Raw genomic sequence first — 19,247 nt, forward strand, 5'->3', positions numbered from 1 at the left:
GATGCGTGCGGTAGCCCAGGACCGGTTCGGCGGGCCCGAGGTGCTCGAGGTCGTCGAGGTGGAGCGTCCGGTGCCCGGGCCGGCCGAGGTGCTCGTACGGGTCCACGCGGCCGGGGTCAACCCGACGGACTCCTGGCACCGCGCCACCGGCGGCCTCGCCGGCGAGGTGATCCGGCTCGGCTGGGACGTCTCCGGCGTGGTCGAGGCGGTCGGCCTCGGGGTCACCACCCTCGCCCCCGGCGACGAGGTGTTCGGCATGCCGCGCCACCCGCTCCCGGCGGGCACGTACGCGGAGTACGTCACCTCCCCCGCCCGGCACCTGGTCCGCAAGCCCGCCGCGCTGAGCCACGTACAGGCCGCCGCGCTGCCGCTGGCCGCGCTCACCGCCTGGCAGGCCCTGGTGGACACCGCCGGCCTGCGCCCCGGGCAGCGGGTGCTGATCCACGCGGCGGCGGGCGGGGTCGGCCACCTCGCCGTGCAGATCGCCAAGTCCCGCGGCGCGTACGTCATCGGCACCGCCCGCGCGGCCAAGCACGACTTCCTGCGCGGCCTCGGCGCCGACGAGCTGGTCGACTACACCCGGGCCGACTTCGAGACGGCCACCCCGCCCGTCGACGTCGTACTCGACGCCATCGGCGGGGAGTACGGGCCGCGCTCGCTGCGCGCCCTGCGCCCCGGCGGCATCGTGGTCTCCCTCGCCTCCCCGGCCGAGGCGTACCTGGCGGACGAGGCCCGCCCGCTCGGGCTGCGCGCGGCCTTCATGGCCGTGGAGGCCGACCAGGCGGGGATGCGGGAGATCGCCGCCCTGGCGGAGGCCGGTCTGCTGCGGCCGGAGATCGACACGGTCCTGCCGCTGGAACTGGCGGGCAAGGCCCACGAGCTCGCCGACAGCCGCCGGACCACCGGCAAGATCGTTCTCACCGTCACCGACTGACCGACCGACCGTCAAGGAGAAACGATGGCCACATACGTCCTCGTCCCCGGCGCATGGCACGGCGCCTGGACCTACGAACCCCTCGCCCGGCAGCTGCGCGAGCACGGCCACGAGGCCTTCCCGCTGACCCTCACCGGGGTGGGAGAGCGGCGGCACCTGCTCAGCGCCTCGGTCAACCTCGACACCCACATCGACGACGTGGTCAACCTGCTGGCGGACCAGGAGATCACCGACGCGGTGCTGGTCGGGCACAGCTACGGCGGGATGGTGATAACCGGCGCCGCCGACCGCGCGCCCGGGCGGGTGGCGGGGCTGGTGTACATCGACGCGATGGTCCCCGAGGACGGGGACTCCACCTGGTCCCTCGTCACCGAGCAGGAGCGCGGCTGGTACCTGAACGGCGTGGCCGAGACGGGCTACGCCAGCGCGCCGCTGCCCTTCTTCGACCCCCGGGCGACCCCGCACCCGCTGGCCTCCCTGCTCCAGGCGGTCCGCCTGGAGGGCGGGCTGGACCGCTTCGGGAGCCGGGACTACGTCTACGCGGCCGGCTGGGACGGCGCGTCCCCCTTCACCGCGCTGTACGAGCGGCTGCTCGGCGACCCCGCCTGGCGCACCCACGCGCTGGCCTCCGGGCACAACGTGATGCGGGACGCGCCGCAGGAGCTGCTGAAGGTCCTGCTGGCGGCCGGGCAGCGCTAGGGAGACACGGTGACCCCCTCGAGGAAGGGCTCCAGCGCCGCGCGGAGCGCGGCGGGCTGGTCGTAGTGGACGTAGTGGCCCGCATCCGGGATCTCGGCGTACTGGCCGGCCGGGAGGACGCGGACCATCTCCTGGGCCTCCGCGCGGCCCAGCTCGCCGTCCAGGCCGCGGACGACCAGGGTGGGGCAGCGGACCTGGGCCAGCTCCTCCCAGTGCGCGTCGTGCACCCAGGTCTCGCGGACGGTCAGCATCTGGCTGCGGGAGAAGAGCGGGCGCCAGCCGTCCGGCGCCTCATGCATCACCTCGGCGAAGAAGGCGCCGCGGCCGGGGTCGGGGCGCTCCACCCGGGGGTCGTCCTCGCCGAACCAGCGACGGGCGGCGTCCTGCGTGGGGAAGGGCACCGGCCAGCGGCGGAACCAGTCCTCCCACTCCTGCTGCGAGGCCTCGCCGAGCGCGGAGGCGCGCATGTCGCAGATGACCAGGGCCTGGACGAGCTCGGGGCGCCGGGCGGCGAGCTGCCATCCGGTGAGGGCGCCCATGGAGTGGCCGATCAGCACCACGGGGCCGAGCCCGAGCTGCTCGATGACGGCCTCCGCATCGGCGACGAAGGCCTCGCGGCCCAGGAGCGCGGCGGCGGCCCGGTCGCGGCCGGCCGACGGGTGGCCGCTGTGGCCGTGCCCGCGCTGGTCCAGGGCCACGACGCGGCGGTGCTCGCCCAGCCAGCGCGCGGTGCCGGCCCAGTGGAGGGCGCGGCCCATCAGGCCGTGGAGTAACAGGACCGCCGGCTGCCGGGGCTCCGCGGGCGGTTCCCGGAACTCCCAGGCGGCCAGGCGAACGCCGTCGGCACCCGTCACATCGATGCGCTGTACCACCGGAGATGCACCCCCTTCGCTCCCGGCCAGACTATCGAACCCGCATTCGAAAACGGGCGTCTCGCCGGCAACACCGCTCTTTCGAGTGACCTTGCTCAAGGATTGGCCGCCGCTGCCGATGGAGATCCTTTCAACAGGGAGGCGGGCCGCTCGGGGAAGACGGTCCGAAGGGGATGACCTTGAGAGCTCGGGGCTCCAGGTCAACAAGGGGAGGACCGGTCCCGGCGCCGAAAGGCGCCGGGACCGCCCACTTCCACCACTCTCCGCGCACCGCCGTCAACGGGGCGAACCAGCTGCTGCCGCAGCGGTCAGCGCTTGGCGACGAACACGTGCGAGGCGATGTCCGCGTCCAGCTCCGCCGCCTCGCCGCCGCTGCCGACCAGCACCCCGCCCGGGGACTCCGTCACGCTCACCACCGAGCCGGGCTGCACGCCCGCCCGCCGCAGCGTGTACATCAGCTGGGCGTCGGTCTGGATCGGCTCCCCGATCCGGCGGACGACCACCGTCTTGCCTTCGCTGCCCGGGTCCAGCTCGGACAGGCTGACCATGCCGTCCTCCAGGAACGGGTCCGCCTCGGCCTTCTCGCCCAGCTCCTCCAGGCCCGGGATCGGGTTCCCGTACGGAGACTCGGTCGGGTGGCGCAGCAGCTCCAGCACGCGCCGCTCCACCGCCTCGCTCATCACGTGCTCCCAGCGGCAGGCCTCGGCGTGCACCTGCTCCCACTCCAGGCCGATGACGTCGACGAGCAGGCATTCCGCGAGCCGGTGCTTGCGCATCACGCGCGTGGCGAGCTTGCGGCCCTCGTCGGTCAGCTCCAGGTGCCGGTCGCTGGCCACCGCGACCAGCCCGTCACGCTCCATGCGGGCCACGGTCTGGCTCACCGTCGGGCCGCTCTGGTCCAGCCGCTCGGCGATCCGGGCGCGCATGGGGACCACACCTTCCTCTTCCAGCTCCAGGATGGTGCGGAGATACATCTCCGTGGTGTCGATCAGTCCGGACATTCGTGCCCCTCGGATTGCGTGCGCTGGCCCTGTCCCCAATTCTGACGCATCGGGCCGACAACCGTCCCGCGCCGAGCGTCAAGGCATGTACTGGACATCCCCACGGGGACGGTCGGCCCGGGATTGACGCCCGTATTGACACGCCCTTGGTACAGACCGCACGGTGAGCGGCGGACATCGACGACGCAGCCACCGCGCACCCCACCCTGAAAGGGCCCACGGCGTATGAGCGAGAGCAAGCTGGCCGGTCAGTTCTTCGACGCCGCCATCGGCCTGCTGGAGCGGGTGCGCGACGAGGAGGGCGCGCGGATCACCGAGGCCGGGGCCGTGATCGCCCGGGCCGTCGCCTCCGGGAACCGGCTCTTCGCCTTCGGCGCCGGGCACTCCTCGCTGCCCGCCCAGGACGTGGTCTACCGGGCCGGCGGCCTCGCGCTGATGAACTTCCTCGCCGTCCCGGGCACCGCGGGCGTCGACGTCATGCCCGCCACGCTGGGCAGCGCCCTGGAGCGGGTCGACGGACTCGCCGGGGCGGTCCTGGACAGCAGCCCGGCCTCCGCGGGGGACGTCCTCATCGTCATCTCGCTCTCCGGGCGCAACGCACTGCCCGTCGAGATGGCCATGAACGCCCGCGCGATCGGCCTCGAGGTCATCGGGGTGACCTCGGTGGCGTACGCGACGGAGACCAAGTCGCGGCACGTCTCGGGCACCTTCCTCAAGGACCACTGCGACATCGTCCTCGACAGCAAGATCGCGGTCGGCGACGCCGAGCTGTCGGTCGACGGCGTCGACGCGCCGTTCGCCCCCGCCTCCACCGTCGTGACCAGCGCCATCATGCAGGCGGTGATGGCGGCGGCGGCCGGCGAGCTGGTGGCGCGGGGCGTCGAGCCGCCGCTGCTGCGCTCGGGGAACGTGGACGGCGGCCACGAGTGGAACGGGCGCGTCATGCAGGAGTACGGGGACCGGATCTTCTTCCGCCACTAGGGGGTGTCCATCAGGCGCCCGGCCCCCTCAGCCTCCCGCCGGACCGCCCATGGCCAGGTCCAGGTCCGCCGCCACCCGGGCCGCGACCTCCTCCGCGTACAGGGCGTCCGCGCGCTCGAAGGGCGGGCGCGAGGCACCCCGCAGGAAGGTGAGGGCGCCCAGGGTGCGGCCGCGGCTGCGGAGCACCGCGCACAGCGCGTACGTGGAGCCCGGGGGCCACTGGCGGGCCCGGGCCCACGCCTCGGCCGCCTCGCCGCCCTCCGGGGCGCCGGCCCGCACCGGGCCGATGCGGTCCATGGCCTGGAGCGCCGGGTGCGCGGCTTCGTACCGGACGGGGATCGCGCCCGGCCCCGGCAGCAGCAGCGCCAGCCCGGACGGGGACACAGCCGAGCGGACCAGCCGCCGCCCGGGCCCCGGTTCCCGTACGTCGACCAGCGCGTGCTCCGCGAAGCCGGCCAGCGCGAAGTCCAGCCGGACGGCGGCCGCCTCCGCCGGGTCCTCGCACTCGGCGGCGGCCCGCCCCGCCCGGTGCAGCTGGTTGGCCCGGAACCGCAGCTGCCCGGTGTCCAGCTCGGCCTGCCGGGCCTCGGTGACGTCCTGGAACAGCCAGCCGACCCCCAGCGGCACCGGCTCCTCCGCCAGCGGCGACGCCAGCCGCAGGAACCCGCTCCGCCAGCAGCGCCGGCGCACCCCCTCCGCGGTCCGCACCGACACCCACAGCTCCAGCGGCGACGGCGGCGCCCCCTCGGCCAGCACGTGCTGGAGCGCGCCCTCCAGCTCCTCGACGCCCTGGGCCAGCAGATCGCCGAGCGGCCGCCCGAGCAGCGCGCCGCGCCCGGCCCCGAAGGCGCGGGCGGCGTGCGCGTTGACCACCGCCGGGCGCAGGTCCACGTCGACGAGGACGACCCCCCAGGAGGCGTCGTCCATCAGCGCCTCGCTCAGGGCGATGGACCGTTCCAGGTCGATCTGGGCGTGGACCTCGCTGAAGGCGCAGTAGACCCCGGCCGGTTTCCCGTCGGCGCCGGGCACCGCGGCGGACTGGGTCCGTACGAGGATCCGCCCGCCGTCCTTGGTCAGCAGGGCGAACTCGTGCACCTGCCGGCCGGGCGCGTCCTGCGCGGACATCAGCCGGTCCTGTACGTCGGCGGCGTCGGCGGCGCGCACGGCCCAGCCCGCGAACCCGCGCCGCCCCACGGCCTCGGCGGCGGTCCAGCCGAGGATCCGCTCGGCCTCGCGGTTCCAGTGGGTGATCACGCCGCCGGAGTCGAACGCGCACAGGGCGGCGTCCATCCCGTCGAGCAGCGCTGCGAGCAGATCGTCGGCGGTGTCACTACGTCCGGAAGCACTCACCTGGCACCCCCTGCAGGTGTTCGCGTGTGCGGCACGTCAGATCATTGAACTGGAACGTGACGCAGCCCACACCGCGTTCGGGGAAATCGATGCGCACTGGGATGCCGCGGACGGCGCGACCACAGAACGACCACACGTTCGAGTGATGTCTACTTGTCCGTCCCCGCTGCCCGATCGAGGTAGGTAGCGTCAGTTGCATCACGAGAAGGGAGGTCACTCGCTCCCTCACGGAGTGACCAGCCCCAGTCATCACGATCCTCGGATCAGAGAAGGTGCCTCGATGACTACGTTCTCCGCAGGTGAGCAGACCCACCAGGCTGTGCTTCCTCAGCAGCCCGCTCTGGAATCCGTGAGAGCAGACACCCCCGGGAGCAGGGACGAAACGGCTCACGGACTCCCGGCCGCAAGGCCGGGCACCGGTGTGGAACATGGGCGAGGGGAGACCGGCGGGCGCCGCACCTGGACCCGTCGGCGGAACGCCGGATCCGCTGCTTCAGCAGCGTCCATGGCAGAGACCGGGAGCGGTGACGCTCCCCGCCGAACAGCAAGCCGAGTTTTCGTTCTGGCCAAAGGAGGTGAGCCGCTCATGCCCTGCCGCCCTGCCCGTGCACGCGAGTTACTCGACAGTAGACGTGCCGTCGTAGCACGGCACGCGCCCTTTACCATCCGGCTCAAACACCGAACGCGCGCGGTCTCCGACGTCTCGGGCGTACAACTGCGCCTCGACCCCGGCTCCAAGGCGACGGGGATCGCCGTGACCGATGAACGCCACCACGTTGGTCCAACAGGTCGAACCGCCGTCGCACGCCGAGGGCTGGTCGCAATCGAGCTCCGGCATCGGGGACAGCAGATCCACAGCGGCATGATGCGGCGCGCGGGATACCGTCGCCGACGGCGCACGGCGAATCTCCGGTACCGGGCCCCTCGGCACGACAACCGCCCCCGGCCGAACGGCTGGCTCCCACCGTCCCTGCGCCACCGCATCGACTCCACGATGTCGCTCGTCACGCGGCTGTGCCGCTACGCACCAGTTCTTGAGATCCACGTGGAGCAGGTCGCCTTCGACACGACCGCTGTCGCAGAGGTCGGGCCATCCCGCACTACGAGAGAACCCGGGGCCAACGCGCGCCGGATCCGAGATCCGTGAGTTCCTCCTGGCCAAGTGGAACAGATCTTGCGCCTACTGCGGCGCCACCGGAGTACCGCTCAACATCGAACACGTCCGTCCCCGGGGCCGAGGAGGATCAGACCGCGTGTCGAATCTTGTCCTAGCCTGCGTTCCCTGCAACCAGGCGAAGGGGACTCTACGGGTCGAGGAGTTCCTCATCGACCAGCCTGCCCGCCTGGGAAGCGTGATCGCCCAGCTCAGGAGACCGCTACAGGACGTCGCCGCCATGAACGCCACCAGATTCCGGCTCGTGGAGACTCTCGGGGTGCTGGATGTACCGGTGCATACCTGGTCGGGTGGCCGCACCCGCTGGAACCGCGTAGTGATGGGACTACCGAAGAGCCACACACTCGATGCCCTGTCGATTGGGTTTATTGACCATGATCGAGGAGACGCCGTCGTACGGGCGCCCACACAGATCCTGGTGGTGGCTTCGACGGGGCGAGGCTCGTACGCCAGAACCACCCCGGACCGGTTCGGGTTCCCTCGCTTGCGGCGGCCTCGCAGCAAGATCCACCACGGGTATGTCACCGGCGACCTGGTGCGAGCCGTGGTTCCCCAGGGGAAATGGGCCGGTACCTGGGTGGGACGCATCGCGGTCCGGACGAGCGGCCAGCACCGCATCAGCACTCTGACCAGCCGCTTCGACGTCTCCCATCGGCATCTCAGGCTGCTCCAGAGGGCCGATGGATATACCTACGGATTCGCCCCCGAAATTCGGTTGAGCGGCGTCCACAGGCCTGCCTACAGTGGTCGCACACTGAAAGGAGGTGATCCCGGAAATGTATGAAATCCGGACGCGTGAGGTGGCTGCGGGCTAAGCGCCCGTCGTCGCACGCACCCAGTGCGGTGCCCGGCGGGATCGCCAGGCGCCAATCCACAGCAGTCACCCGACCCGCGGGCTCGCCGGTACGTCCGGCCGGCTTCTCTCACTGCAGGAGAGAGACCCGAGCCCGCGGGTCGTCTGCGTTGCCCGCTCCGGGCAACGGCGGCAAGCGGGTCGGAACCACCTCGCTCGGCCCCCCGGGCAGCCTCAGGGGCAGAGCCGCTCCAGCCGCCACTTGCCGCCCTCCAGGACGTACCGCAGCCGGTCGTGCAGCCGGTTCTCGTGGCCCTGCCAGAACTCCACCGCGTCGGGCACCACCCGCACCCCGCCCCACTCCGGCGGCACCGGGACCTGCTCGCCCTCCGGGTAGCGCTCCGCCAGCTCCGCGTAACGGCGGTCCAGCTCCTCGCGCGAGCCGATCACCCGGGACTGCTCGCTCGCCCACGCGCCCAGCTGCGAGCCGTGCGGCCGGGAGCGGAAGTAGGCGGCCGTCTCGTCCCGGCCGATCCGCGCGGCCGTGCCCGTCACGATGACCTGGCGGGCGATCGGATGCCAGGGGAAGAGCAGCGAGACGTACGGGTTCTCGTCGATCTCCCGGCCCTTGCGGGAGCCGTAGTTGGTGAAGAAGACAAAGCCCCGCGCGTCGAACTGCTTCAGCAGCACCGTGCGCGAGCTGGGGCGGCCGTCGGAGGTGGCGGTCGAGACGACCATCGCGTTCGGCTCGAAGAGGTGCGAGTCGGCCGCCTGCTGGAACCACACGGCGAACTGCGCCACCGGGTCCTCGGCGAGGCTCTCCTCGGTCACGATCTCCGAGCGGTACTGCTTGCGCATGACGGCGGGGTCAATGTCCTGATCGGTCACACGGGCCATCCTGCCGCAGGACGACAGCTGCCGGTGTGCCGTATGTCACGCTTCCGCAGGCCCACCGGAACGGACAAAATCTTGGGGCTGGTCCGAGGGTCCCCGCGCGGGTGACCATCGGCCATGCCGGGCATCAACGGGGATGACCGCGCCGGACCGCGAATCACGCCGGGAGCCGCGCGTGTTCGCACTATCTGAGGAGCCGCCTGATGTCCGATTTCGTACCCGGACTCGAAGGGGTCGTCGCGTTCGAGACGGAGATCGCCGAGCCCGACAAGGAAGGCGGATCGCTCCGCTACCGCGGGGTCGACATCGAAGACCTGGTCGGCCACGTCTCCTTCGGGAACGTCTGGGGCCTCCTGGTCGACGGTGCGTTCAACCCCGGGCTGCCGGCCGCCGAGCCCTTCCCGATCCCGGTGCACTCCGGCGACATCCGCGTCGACGTGCAGTCCGCGCTCGCCATGCTCGCCCCCGTGTGGGGTCTGAAACCGCTCCTCGACATCGACGTGGAGACGGCCCGTGACGACCTCGCCCGGGCCGCCGTCATGGCCCTGTCGTACGTCGCCCAGTCCGCCCGCGGCCAGGGCCTGCCGATGGTCCCGCAGCGCGAGATCGACAAGGCCGAGTCCGTGGTCGAGCGGTTCATGATCCGCTGGCGCGGCGAGCCCGACCCCAAGCACGTCAAGGCCGTCGACGCCTACTGGACCTCCGCCGCCGAGCACGGCATGAACGCCTCCACCTTCACCGCCCGCGTCATCGCCTCCACCGGCGCGGACGTCGCGGCGGCGCTGTCCGGCGCGGTCGGCGCCATGTCCGGCCCGCTGCACGGCGGCGCCCCCTCCCGCGTCCTCGGCATGATCGAGGAGATCGAGCGCACCGGCGACGCCGTGGCGTACGTGAAGAAGGCCCTGGACAAGGGCGAGCGGCTGATGGGCTTCGGCCACCGCGTGTACCGGGCCGAGGACCCCCGCGCCCGCGTCCTGCGGCGCACCGCCAAGGAGCTGGACGCCCCGCGCTACGAGGTGGCCGCCGCCCTGGAGAAGGCCGCCCTCGAGGAGCTGCACGCGCGCCGCCCCGACCGGGTGCTCGCCACCAACGTGGAGTTCTGGGCCGCGATCATGCTGGACTTCGCGGAGGTCCCGGCGCACATGTTCACCTCCATGTTCAGCTGCGCCCGTACCGCCGGCTGGTCGGCGCACATCCTGGAGCAGAAGCGCACGGGCCGCCTGGTGCGCCCGTCGGCCCGCTACGTCGGCCCGGGCCGGCGCGACCCGCGCGACATCGAGGGCTACTCCACCATCACGGACCTCGCCGGGAACGCCTGACCCCCGCCGGTCCCGGCTCCCTGGGCGCCGCACCCCGACCGGGGGTGCGGCGCCCACGCGCGTTCCGGGGCGCTCAGCCCAGGGCGGCCTCGACCATCCGCGACCACTGGGCCACCACCCGGGCCCGGCGGGCCGTGTCGTCGGTCAGCACGTTGGCCAGGCCCAGACCCCGGGCCATGTCGAGGAGGCCCTGCACGGTCTCCCGTACGCCGGGCACCGACTCGTCCGCGCCCAGCAGCTCGACGGCGATCCGGTGGGTCTCCCGGCCGACCCGGGCCTCCAGCTCGACGACCTGGGGGCGCAGCTGCTCCTCGTTGGAGGCGGCGACCCACAGCTGGAGCGCGGCGCGGAACAGGGCGCCGGTGTACAGGTCGACCAGGGCCTCGACCACCGCCGGACGCGGGGCCGGGGCGGCCTGGAACAGCTCTCTCAGGGCGGTGGATCGCTCCTCGGAGACGTACTCGACGGCGGCGGTGAAGAGGGACTCGCGGGTCGGGAAGTGGTGCTGGGCGGCGCCGCGCGAGACCCCGGCGCGCTCGGCGACGACCGCGACGGTGGAGCCCGCCCAGCCGTGTTCGGCGAGGCAGGAGACGGCCGCCTCCAGGAGGTGGCGCCGGGTGACCCGGCTGCGCGCCTGCTTGGGGACGGCGCCGGTCACCGTACCCATGACGGGTCCCGGCGCTCGAAGCGGGCGGTGATGCCCTCGCGGGCCTCGTCGGAGGCGAAGAGGCGCGCGGAGAGTTCCGTCAGGCGGGCGCCGTCGCGGTCCAGGGCCTCGCGCACCCCGGCGGCGACCATGGCCTTGGTCTCGGCGAGGGCCTGCGGGGAGGCCTTGCGCAGTCCGTCGAGGACCGGGGTCAGGGCCGCGTCGACGTCCTCCCCCGTGTGCAGGGTGAGCAGCCCCATGCGGGTGGCCTCGGCGGCGTCGAAGGCCTCGGCGGTCAGGAAGTAGCGGGAGGCCGCGCGCGGGTCGAGGCGCGGCAGCAGGGTCATCGAGATCACGGCGGGGGCCAGGCCCAGGTGGGTCTCGGTGAAGGCGTACGTGGACTGCGGCCCGGCGGCGGCGATGTCGCAGGCGCCGAGCAGGCCGAGGCCGCCGGCCCGTACGTGCCCGGTGACGCGGGCGACGACCGGCTTGGGCAGCGCGGTGACCTCGCGCAGCAGGGCGAGGAAGTCGGCGGGGTCGCAGGGGGACTTCAGGTCGGCGCCGGCGCAGAAGGTGTTGCCCGTGTGGGTGAGCTGCACGGCCCGTGCCCCGGGGTCCGCGCCCGCCGCCGCGAGGGCCGCGCGCAGCTCGCCGACGAGCTGCGCGGAGAGCGCGTTGCGGTTGGCCGGGGAGTCGAGGGTGAGCGTGGTGATGCCGGTCGCCCGGGCGGCGTGCACGAGTGGGGCCATGTCTCCTCCGGAGGGGGTACGGGTGGGGCGGGATCCTCCCGGCCGGGGTCCCTGCCCCGGCCGGATCCCTGCCCCGGCCGGGCGCTCCGGCGGGCGCCCCTCGGGGGAGGGTACGCGGCTCCCCCGGCCCCCGCCCAAGCGCGGGCGGGCGGGGGCCGGGCCTCCGGGCCGGGTGTCACCCGAAAGAAAGCTCCCGCGAACGATGCTCTTGGGAAACGGGGCTCCTAGGCCCTGTCGTCAAAGTAGCGCCGGTAAGGCCCGCGGCGTCCGGTGCCGTGCATCGCAAGGCGGAGGAGCTCCCGAGTACTGGACGTACTTGGGTGCTCCGACAACGCGGCGAGGTGCGGTGCCGGGCGTCGCGGGCCTGGGGGCACCTCCCAGCGGTAGCTGGGGGAGGGACTTTGACGACAGGGCCTAGTACGACTTGGGCAGGCCCAGGGTCTGGTGGGACACGAAGTTGAGGATCATCTCCCGGCTCACGGGGGCGATCCGCGAGACCCGGGCGGCGGTGATCAGCGAGGCCAGCCCGTACTCGCGGGTGAGGCCGTTGCCGCCCAGGGTGTGCACGGCCTGGTCCACCGCGCGGACGCAGGCCTCACCGGCCGCGTACTTGGCCATGTTCGCGGCCTCCCCGGCCCCCATGTCGTCGCCCGCGTCGTACAGATGGGCGGCCTTCTGCATCATCAGGCGGGCCAGTTCCAGCTCGATGTGGGCGGCGGCCAGCGGGTGGGCGACGGCCTGGTGGGCGCCGATGGGCTCCTTCCACACCTGGCGGGTCTTCGCGTACTCCACGCCCTTGGCCAGGGCGTAGCGGCCCATGCCGATGGCGAAGGCGGCCGTCATGATCCGCTCCGGGTTGAGTCCGGCGAACAGCTGGAGCAGGCCCGCGTCCTCGTCGCCGACCAGCGCCTCGGCCGGCAGCCGTACGTCCTCCAGCACCAGCTCGAACTGCTTCTCCGCCGCCTGGAGTTCCATGTCGATGACCGAGCGGGTGAAGCCGGGGGTGTCCCTCGGAACGATGAACAGGCAGGGCTTCAGCCGTCCGGTGCGGGCGTCCTCCGTGCGGCCGACGACGAGGGTGGCGTCGGCGATGTCCACGCCGGAGATGAAGACCTTCCGGCCGCTGAGCACCCACTCCTGCCCGTCCCGGCGGGCCGTGGTGGTGATGCGGTGGGAGTTGGACCCGGCGTCGGGTTCGGTGATCCCGAAGGCCATGGTGCGGCTGCCGTCGGCGAGGCCGGGCAGCCAGGCCCGCTTCTGGGCCTCGGTGCCGAAGCGGGCGATGACCGTGCCGCAGATGGCCGGCGAGACCACCATCATCAGCAGGGGGCAGCCCGCCGCGCCCAGCTCCTCCAGGACGATGGAGAGTTCGGCGATGCCGCCGCCCCCGCCGCCGTACTCCTCGGGGAGGTTGACTCCGAGGTAGCCGAGCTTGGCGGCGTCTGCCCACAGCTCGTCGGGGTGTCCGCCCTCGCGGGCGACGCGGGCGAGGTACTCGCGGCCGTACTTCTGGCCGAGCGCGGCGACGGCCGTGCGCAGGGCCTTGTGTTCTTCGGACTCGATGGTGGGGCTCATGACTGCGGTTCCTCCTGTGCTTCCTGGACCACGGCGAGCAGGGCGCCGAACTCGACCTGTCGGCCGGTGACGGCGTGGAGCGCGGTGAGCGTGCCGGAGGCGGGAGCGAGGATGCGGTGCTCCATCTTCATGGCCTCCAGCCAGAGCAGGGGCTGCCCGGCGGTGACGGCGCTGCCGGGGGCGAGGCCCTCGGCCACGCGGACGACGGTGCCGGGCATGGGGGCGAGCAGGGATCCCGGTTCGGTGCGGTCCTGGGGATCGGGGAACCGGGGGACGGGGACCAGGGTGTGGGCGCCGAGCACGGAATCCACGTAGACCTCGCGCACACCGGCGGTGTTCGAATTACGTTTCACGTGGAACACGCGCCGGACTCCGCCGACTTCGAGGGTGACGGCCTCGGGGGTGGCGGCCAGGACACGGACGCCCGGCTCGTCCACGGGCGCGTAGCGGGCCTCGTACTCGGCGCCGGCCACGGTGTACCGGCGGCTCTGCGGCTGGGAGCGGAGGTTGCGCCAGCCGCCGAGGCGGGCGGCGAGCGGGGCGCCGGGGGCCGGGGCCGCCTCGGCGAGGGCGGCGGCCAGGACGGACAGGCGGGGGGCGGGGGCGGCTTCGACGAGGGCGTCGAGGTGGCGCTCGTAGAAGCCGGTGTCGAGCCGGCCGGCGGTGAACTCCGGGTGCCGCAGGGAACGTACGAGCAGCTCGCGGTTGGTGGTCAGGCCGTGGATCCGGGCCCGGGACAGGGCGTCCGCGAGGAGGCGGACCGCTTCGGCGCGGGTGGGCGCGTGGGCGACGACCTTGGCCAGCATCGGGTCGTAGTGGATGCCGACCGTGTCCCCGGCGGTGAAACCGGTGTCGACGCGGACCTGGCCGGGGACCTCGAGGGTGTGCAGCACCCCGGTCTGCGGCCGCCAGTCCCGGGCGGGGTCCTCCGCGTAGAGGCGGGCCTCGACGGCGTGGCCGGCGGGCCGCGGCGGGGTGGGGGGCAGGGCGGCGCCCTCGGCGATCCGCAGCTGGAGCGCCACCAGGTCCAGGCCGAAGACGGCCTCGGTGACGGGGTGTTCCACCTGGAGGCGGGTGTTCATCTCCAGGAAGTACGGGCGGCCGTCGGCGCCGACGAGGAACTCGACCGTGCCCGCGCCCCGGTACGAGACGGCCCGGGCGGCAGCCACGGCGGCGCCGTGGAGGCGCTCGCGCAGGGCTTCCGGCAGGCCGGGGGCCGGGGCCTCCTCGATGACCTTCTGGTGGCGGCGCTGGAGGGAGCAGTCGCGGGTGCCCAGCGCCCAGACGGTGCCGTGGGCGTCGGCGAGGACCTGCACCTCGACGTGGCGGCCGCGCTCCACGTACGGCTCGGCGAAGACCTCGTCGTCCCCGAAGGCCGACAGGGCCTCGGCGCGGGCCGCGTCGAGGGACTCCTTGAGGGAGTCGAGGTCCCGTACGACGCGCATCCCGCGGCCTCCGCCGCCCGCGGCGGCCTTCAGCAGCAGGGGCAGGTCAGCGGCGGCGGCGGCGGCCGGGTCGACGGGCTCCAGCAGCGGTACCCCGGCGGCCCTCATGAGGTCCTTGGCCCGGGTCTTGGAGGCCATGGCCTCGATGGCCTCGGGCGGCGGGCCGACCCAGGTCAGGCCGGCGTCCCGGACCCGGCGGGCGAAGTCGGCGTTCTCGGAGAGGAAGCCGTACCCGGGGTGGACGGCGTCCGCGCCCGCCGCGCGGGCCGCCTCGATCAGCAGCCCGGCGCGCAGGTAGGTGTCGCCGGGGGCGGCCCCGGGCAGGCGTACGGCCGCGTCGGCGGAGCGGACGTGCAGGGCGTCGGCGTCGGGATCGGAGTGGACGGCGACCGTGGCCAGGCCCAGCGCACGGGCCGTGCGGAAGATCCGGACGGCGATCTCGCCCCGGTTGGCGACGAGGAGGGAGGTGATCGGGTTCTGCGAGGTGGTCGGACTGGTCATCTGCGGGCTCACATCCGGAAGACGCCGAAGCCGCCACGGGCGCCCTCGACGGGGGCGTTGTGGACGGCCGACAGGCACAGGCCGAGGACGGTACGGGTGTCGCGCGGGTCGATGACGCCGTCGTCGTAGAGCCGCCCGGACAGGAACATCGGCAGGGACTCGGACTCGATCTGGGCCTCGACGTAGGCCCGCATCCCGGCGTCCTGTTCCTCGTCGTACGGGAGCCCCCGGGCGGCGGCGGACTGCCGGGACACGATCGACAGCACCCCGGCGAGCTGCTGGGGGCCCATGACGGCGGACTTGGCGCTGGGCCAGGCGAAGAGGAAGCGGGGTTCGTAGGCGCGGCCGCACATGCCGTAGTGGCCGGCGCCGTAGGAGGCCCCGATCAGCACCGACAGGTGCGGGACCTTCGAGTTCGACACCGCGTTGATCATCATCGAGCCGTGTTTGACGATGCCGCCCTGCTCGTACTCCTTGCCCACCATGTAGCCGGTGGTGTTGTGGAGGAAGAGCAGCGGGATGTCGCGCTGGTTGGCGAGCTGGATGAACTGGGCGGCCTTCTGCGACTCGGCGCTGAAGAGCACGCCCTGGGCGTTGGCGAGGATGCCGACCGGGTAGCCGTGCAGGGTGGCCCAGCCGGTGACCAGGCTGGCGCCGTAGAGGGGCTTGAACTCGTCGAAGTCGGAGGCGTCGACGATCCGGGCGATGACCTCGCGCGGGTCGAAGGGGGTCTTCAGGTCCGGCGGGACGATGCCGAGGAGTTCCTCCGGGTCGTAGAGCGGTTCCTCGGCCCGGGGCGGATCGGCGTACGGCTTGCGGTGGTTGAGCCGGGCCACGATGCGGCGGGCCTGGCGGATGGCGTCGTACTCGTCGAGGGCGTAGTGGTCGGCGAGCCCGGAGACGCGGGCGTGCATGTCGGCGCCGCCGAGGGACTCGTCGTCGCTCTCCTCGCCGGTGGCCATCTTGACCAGCGGCGGACCGCCGAGGAAGACCTTGGAACGGTCCTTGATCATGATGGTGTGGTCGGACATCCCGGGGATGTACGCGCCACCGGCGGTGGAGTTGCCGAAGACGACGGCGACGGTCGGGATGCCCTCCGCCGAGAGCCGGGTGAGGTCGCGGAAGACCGCACCGCCCGGGATGAAGATCTCCTTCTGGGAGGGCAGGTCGGCGCCGCCGGACTCGACGAGGCTGATGCAGGGCAGCCGGTTCTGCCGGGCGATCTCGTTGGCCCGCAGGGCCTTCCGCAGGGTCCAGGGGTTGCTGGCGCCGCCGCGCACGGTGGGGTCGTTGGCGGTGATCAGGCACTCGACGCCCTCGACGGTGCCGATGCCGGTGACCATCGAGGCGCCGACCGGGTAGTCGCTGCCCCAGGCGGCCAGCGGGGACAGCTCCAGGAAGGGGGTGTCGGGGTCGAGGAGCAGCTCGACGCGCTCGCGGGGCAGCAGCTTGCCGCGGTCGCGGTGCCGGGCGGTGTACTTCTCCCCGCCGCCGGCGAGGGCCTTGGCGTGCTCGGCGTCCAGTTCCGCGAGCCGCTCCAGGGCGGCGGTACGGGCCTTCGCGTGCTCGGCGGCGAGTGGGTCGACGGTGGTGGCGAGGCGGGTCATGGGCCGGTCCCCTCCGGGGTGGGCAGCAGGTGCGTCGGGATGTCGAGGTGGCGGGCGCGCAGCCATTCGCCGAGGGCCTTGGCCTGCGGGTCGAAGCGGTGGCCGGAGGCGACGCCGTCACCGAGGAGGCCGGGGACGGTGAAGTTCAGGGCGCGCAGTCGCGGCAGCGCGTGGCGGGTGACGGGGAGGCCGGCGGCCTCGGGGAGCAGCTCCTGGAACAGCTCGACGGTGAGGGTGCGGTCGAGCCAGGCCCAGGCCTCGTCGGTCTCGACCCAGACCCCGACGTTGGCGTCGCCGCCCTTGTCGCCGCTCCGGGCCCCGGCCACGGCCCCGAGGGGGGCGCGGGTGGTGGGCCCTGCGGGGCTGTCCCCCACCCCGCCCTTCCACCGTTCCCCGGGGCTCCGCCCCGGACCCCGCTCCTCAAACGCCGGAGGGGCTGAAAGGCCGGGCTCTGAGGCGCGGGGGTCCTGGGACGGAGCGGGCACCGGCAGGCGGGTGCCGTCGGGGAGGACCGCCACGTGGGGGACCGAGTCCGCCGGGACGAGGGCCGAGGTGAACACCCCGTACGGCTGGCCCGGGCCCGGCGGGGCCGTGACGTGGAAGCCCGGGTAGCTCGCGAGGGCCAGCTCGACCGCCGCCGAGGTCAGCCCCCGCCCCACCCGATCCGGGGACGGGTCGCGGACCACCAGCCGCAGCAGGGCGCTCGCCGCCTCCTCGGTGTCCGCGTCCTCGTGGTCCGTACGGGCCAGGGTCCAGCGGACGGAGTCCACCTCCCGCAGGGCGTCGGCGAGTTGTGCCCGTACCAGGGCGGCCTTGGCTTCGATGTCGAGGCCGGTCAGGACGAAGACGACCTCGTTGCGCCAGCCGCCGAGGCGGGTGACGCCCACCTTGAGGGTGGTGGGCGGGGGTTCCCCCACGACCCCGCTGATCCGGACCCGGTCGCGGCCGGCGGGGGCGAGGCGGACCGTGTCCAGGCGGGCCGTGACGTCGGGGCCGAGGTAGCGCACGCCCTGGGTCTCGTACAGGAGCTGGGCGGTGACGGTGCCGGGGGTGACGGCCCCGCCGGTGCCCGGGTGTTTGGTGATGGCCGCCGAGCCGTCCTCGGAGATCTCCGCGAGCGGGAAACCGGGCCGCCGCACGTCGTGGGCGGTGAAGAACGAGTAGTTGCCGCCGGTGGCCTGGGTGCCGCACTCCAGGACGTGTCCCGCGACCACCGCCCCCGCCAGCCGGTCGTACTCCCGCGGGCCCCAGTCGAACCACCAGGCGGCCGGCCCGCTGACCAGCGCCGCGTCCGTGACCCGGCCCGTCACGACCACGTCCGCGCCCGCCCGCAGGCAGGCCGTGATCCCCCCGCCGCCGAGGTAGGCATTGGCGGTGAGCACCCCTGCACCCGAGTCCCCGCGCCCGCCCCCGTCCCCGTACGGCATCAGGTCGTCGCCCTCGACGTGCGCGACGCGGACCGGCACCCCCACCTTCGCGGCCAGCGCCCGCAGCGCCGCCGCCAGGGCGGCCGGGTTCAGCCCGCCCGCGTTCGCGACGATCCGCACCCCCCGCTCGTGCGCGAGCCCGAGCCCTTCCTCCAGCTGCCGCAGGAAGGTCTTGGCGTAGCCGAGGTCCGGGTTCTTCAGGCGGTCGCGGCCGAGGATCAGCATGGTGAGCTCGGCGAGGTAGTCGCCGGTCAGCACGTCCAGCGGGCCGCCGGTCAGCATCTCGCGCACGGCGTCGAACCGGTCTCCGTAGAAGCCGGACGCGTTGCCGATGCGCAGCGCCCGCCGCGTCACCGCGACGGCCCCTGCGGCTCCCGGCCCGGCCCGGCCGGACCCGCGAAGGCCTGGGCGATGCCGAGCCAGCGGTCGGCGTCGGGCCCGGTCGCCGTGAGGCCGAGGTCGGCGCGGTGGGCGCGCTGGGTGACCAGCAGGCAGAAGTCCAGCGCGGGTCCCGTGACCCGCTGCGGGGCGTCCGCAGGGCCGTACGCCCACACCTGCGCACCCCCCGGGGCCGTCAGCTCCACCCGGAACTCCCCCTGCGGCGCGGGCAGTCCCCGCACGGCGTACGCGTAGTCGCGCGCCCGCACCCCGATCCGCGCGACGTGCCGCAGCCGGGCGGTGGGGGTGCGCCGTACGCCGAGCGCGTCGGCGACGTCCTGGCCGTGCGCCCAGGTCTCCATGAGCCGGGCGCTCGCCATGGAGGCGGCCTTCATCGGGGGCCCGTACCAGGGGAACCGGGTGTCGGGCGCGGCGGCCGCGAGCGCCGCGTCGAGCGCACCGCGCCCGGCCCGCCAGCGCTCCAGCAGCTCCCCGGGCGCCAGCGCGGCCCCTTGCTCGGCGCCTTCGTCGACGAAGGAGTCGGGGGCCTCCAGCGCCTCATCCACCATCCGCGCGAAGCCCTCGGCGTCGGTGAGGGAGAGCAGGGCGGCCCGGTCGGTCCAGTGCAGGTGGGCGATCTGGTGGGCGACGCTCCACCCGGGCGCGGGCGTCGGCCCGGCCCACGCGGCCACCGGCAACTCCCCCACGAGCGAATCGAGTTCGCGTCCCTCCTCCCGGAGATCGGCGAAGACGGCGACGACGGACGGATCGGGCACGGCGCACTCCCCTCTCGGCGTGAGGGGAAGCCTGGCACCCTCCACTAAAACAATCAAGCACGCTTGCATGATTTTTGCCCGGCCGGCAGAGCCCTCAGCATTCTCGACAACGGCCCTACCACCCAT

The 19,247-nt window shown here is 73.5% G+C and carries 17 protein-coding genes; 6 read left to right on the plus strand and 11 right to left on the minus strand.

Going from position 1 to position 19,247, the window contains the following annotated elements:
- Position 1: 1 nt before the first annotated feature.
- Positions 2–934 carry an NADP-dependent oxidoreductase gene (locus OOK34_RS09675; RefSeq protein ID WP_267033457.1) on the plus strand — a complete coding sequence of 311 codons (933 nt, stop codon included), beginning with the start codon at positions 2–4 and terminating at the stop codon, positions 932–934.
- 24 nt (positions 935–958) lie between these two features.
- Positions 959–1,633: an alpha/beta fold hydrolase gene (locus tag OOK34_RS09680; RefSeq protein WP_267033458.1), complete on the plus strand. Its 675-nt coding sequence runs from the start codon at positions 959–961 to the stop codon at positions 1,631–1,633.
- Here the strand turns inward: OOK34_RS09680 and OOK34_RS09685 are convergent.
- Both OOK34_RS09685 and OOK34_RS09690 read right to left on the minus strand, forming a co-directional pair.
- Positions 1,630–2,505, minus strand: coding sequence for an alpha/beta fold hydrolase (locus tag OOK34_RS09685; RefSeq protein WP_267033459.1), 876 nt, complete (start codon positions 2,503–2,505; stop codon positions 1,630–1,632). The genes OOK34_RS09680 and OOK34_RS09685 overlap by 4 nt on opposite strands.
- Positions 2,506–2,813: 308 nt before the next feature.
- Complete coding sequence (locus tag OOK34_RS09690) at positions 2,814–3,506, minus strand: metal-dependent transcriptional regulator (RefSeq protein WP_267033460.1); 693 nt, start codon at positions 3,504–3,506, stop codon at positions 2,814–2,816.
- 225 nt (positions 3,507–3,731) lie between these two features.
- On the opposite strand from OOK34_RS09690, the gene OOK34_RS09695 reads away from it, so the two are divergent.
- The gene (locus OOK34_RS09695; RefSeq protein WP_267033461.1) at positions 3,732–4,487 is read left to right on the plus strand and encodes an SIS domain-containing protein; all 756 of its coding nucleotides are present in this window, start codon (positions 3,732–3,734) and stop codon (positions 4,485–4,487) included.
- 27 nt (positions 4,488–4,514) lie between these two features.
- Here the strand turns inward: OOK34_RS09695 and OOK34_RS09700 are convergent, their stop codons facing one another.
- Positions 4,515–5,837 (minus strand): PAS domain-containing protein, encoded by a 1,323-nt coding sequence (locus OOK34_RS09700; protein WP_267033462.1) that lies wholly within the window; start codon positions 5,835–5,837, stop codon positions 4,515–4,517.
- 586 nt (positions 5,838–6,423) lie between these two features.
- On the opposite strand from OOK34_RS09700, the gene iscB reads away from it, so the two are divergent.
- The gene (iscB, locus tag OOK34_RS09705) at positions 6,424–6,984 is read left to right on the plus strand and encodes an RNA-guided endonuclease IscB (protein WP_267033463.1); all 561 of its coding nucleotides are present in this window, start codon (positions 6,424–6,426) and stop codon (positions 6,982–6,984) included.
- Positions 6,872–7,795: an HNH endonuclease gene (locus tag OOK34_RS09710; RefSeq protein ID WP_267033464.1), complete on the plus strand. Its 924-nt coding sequence runs from the start codon at positions 6,872–6,874 to the stop codon at positions 7,793–7,795. The genes iscB and OOK34_RS09710 overlap by 113 nt, the downstream gene beginning before the upstream one ends.
- Before the next feature lie 243 nt (positions 7,796–8,038).
- Here the strand turns inward: OOK34_RS09710 and pdxH are convergent, their stop codons facing one another.
- A complete protein-coding gene (gene pdxH, locus OOK34_RS09715) occupies positions 8,039–8,701 on the minus strand; it encodes a pyridoxamine 5'-phosphate oxidase (protein WP_267033465.1) in 663 nt (220 codons plus the stop codon).
- Between the two features lie 200 nt (positions 8,702–8,901).
- On the opposite strand from pdxH, the gene OOK34_RS09720 reads away from it, so the two are divergent.
- Positions 8,902–10,017, plus strand: a complete 1,116-nt coding sequence (locus OOK34_RS09720) for a citrate synthase 2 (protein WP_267033466.1) — start codon at positions 8,902–8,904, stop codon at positions 10,015–10,017.
- 73 nt (positions 10,018–10,090) lie between these two features.
- Here the strand turns inward: OOK34_RS09720 and OOK34_RS09725 are convergent, their stop codons facing one another.
- The 7 genes from OOK34_RS09725 to OOK34_RS09755 all read right to left on the minus strand — a co-directional run bounded on the left by OOK34_RS09725 (position 10,091) and on the right by OOK34_RS09755 (position 19,121).
- Positions 10,091–10,684, minus strand: coding sequence for a TetR/AcrR family transcriptional regulator (locus tag OOK34_RS09725; protein ID WP_267033467.1), 594 nt, complete (start codon positions 10,682–10,684; stop codon positions 10,091–10,093).
- Complete coding sequence (locus OOK34_RS09730; protein ID WP_267033468.1) at positions 10,672–11,412, minus strand: enoyl-CoA hydratase family protein; 741 nt, start codon at positions 11,410–11,412, stop codon at positions 10,672–10,674. The genes OOK34_RS09725 and OOK34_RS09730 overlap by 13 nt, the downstream gene beginning before the upstream one ends.
- A gap of 414 nt (positions 11,413–11,826) precedes the next feature.
- Positions 11,827–12,987 (minus strand): acyl-CoA dehydrogenase family protein, encoded by a 1,161-nt coding sequence (locus OOK34_RS09735; protein WP_267033469.1) that lies wholly within the window; start codon positions 12,985–12,987, stop codon positions 11,827–11,829.
- Positions 12,984–14,933: a biotin carboxylase N-terminal domain-containing protein gene (locus OOK34_RS09740; RefSeq protein WP_267033470.1), complete on the minus strand. Its 1,950-nt coding sequence runs from the start codon at positions 14,931–14,933 to the stop codon at positions 12,984–12,986. Before OOK34_RS09740 ends, OOK34_RS09735 begins: the two co-directional genes overlap by 4 nt.
- Positions 14,934–14,941: 8 nt before the next feature.
- Positions 14,942–16,540: an acyl-CoA carboxylase subunit beta gene (locus tag OOK34_RS09745; protein ID WP_267033471.1), complete on the minus strand. Its 1,599-nt coding sequence runs from the start codon at positions 16,538–16,540 to the stop codon at positions 14,942–14,944.
- Positions 16,537–18,321 (minus strand): acyclic terpene utilization AtuA family protein, encoded by a 1,785-nt coding sequence (locus OOK34_RS09750; protein WP_267033472.1) that lies wholly within the window; start codon positions 18,319–18,321, stop codon positions 16,537–16,539. The genes OOK34_RS09745 and OOK34_RS09750 overlap by 4 nt, the downstream gene beginning before the upstream one ends.
- Positions 18,318–19,121: a TIGR03084 family metal-binding protein gene (locus OOK34_RS09755; RefSeq protein ID WP_267033473.1), complete on the minus strand. Its 804-nt coding sequence runs from the start codon at positions 19,119–19,121 to the stop codon at positions 18,318–18,320. Before OOK34_RS09755 ends, OOK34_RS09750 begins: the two co-directional genes overlap by 4 nt.
- Positions 19,122–19,247: the final 126 nt, after the last annotated feature.

The organism is Streptomyces sp. NBC_00091 (assembly GCF_026343185.1).
GTDB lineage: Bacteria > Actinomycetota > Actinomycetes > Streptomycetales > Streptomycetaceae > Streptomyces.